This is a genomic window from Bradyrhizobium sp. SHOUNA76 (assembly GCF_023006445.1).
In the GTDB taxonomy this organism is placed as follows: Bacteria; Pseudomonadota; Alphaproteobacteria; order Rhizobiales; family Xanthobacteraceae; genus Bradyrhizobium.
Genome location: NZ_JALBHA010001093.1, coordinates 1 through 585, shown reverse-complemented (window position 1 = coordinate 585; position 585 = coordinate 1). Strand labels below are relative to the sequence as shown.

Annotated in this window: 2 protein-coding genes; one reads left to right on the top strand and one right to left on the bottom strand. The window is 65.1% G+C overall.

Annotated features, from left to right (window positions below; genetic code table 11):
• Positions 1 to 201, bottom strand: a 201-nt coding sequence (locus MOV74_RS39930) for a LysR family transcriptional regulator (RefSeq protein ID WP_246933081.1), incomplete at its 3' end; no start/stop codon positions are given.
• A gap of 130 nt (positions 202 to 331) precedes the next feature.
• Here MOV74_RS39930 and MOV74_RS39925 point away from each other — a divergent pair.
• The coding region (locus MOV74_RS39925; protein ID WP_246933080.1) for an isochorismatase family protein at positions 332 to 585 on the top strand (254 nt) is incomplete at its 3' end.

Sequence of the window (585 nt, the reverse complement as noted above, 5' to 3'; positions counted from 1 at the left end):
ATGCTCGAGCACTGCCTCGCAATGGCGTGTCGGACGCCGCAGCCCGTCCACCGCATCGAACAGTGGTACGCCGAGATCGCGCTGGATCCGCGCCAGCCTGCGGCCGACGGTGGTCTCGTCGATGCGCAGCCGCGCGCTGGCACCGGCATAGGTACCTTCGTCCCTCACCGCGGCAATGATGCGCAGATCGTCCCAGTTCATCCAGATGAGCCTAGCAGGCGATGCCGCATCCTGCAAATCTGCAGCCATATGCTGCAATAGTCCTGCACATTAGCAGGCCCATGCTGCGCTAGTATCGCGCCATCCGATATCCCTGGAAGGCCTGACCAACATGACCGCTCCCAAGACCCTGCTCGAACTCGCCGGCGCCGATCTCAACCCGCCAAAGCTCAATGAAGCCTGCCTCGTGCTGATCGACATCCAGAACGAATATTGCGCCGGCCCGCTGGCCCTGCCCGATGCGCAGTCCGCGATCACTGTGGCGGCGCGTCTGTTGGCGCGGGCACGGGAGAGTGGCGCTGTGATCATCCATGTCGCGCACAAAGGCCGCGCCGGCGGCCTGTTCGACCGCGAAGCCGCGCGCGG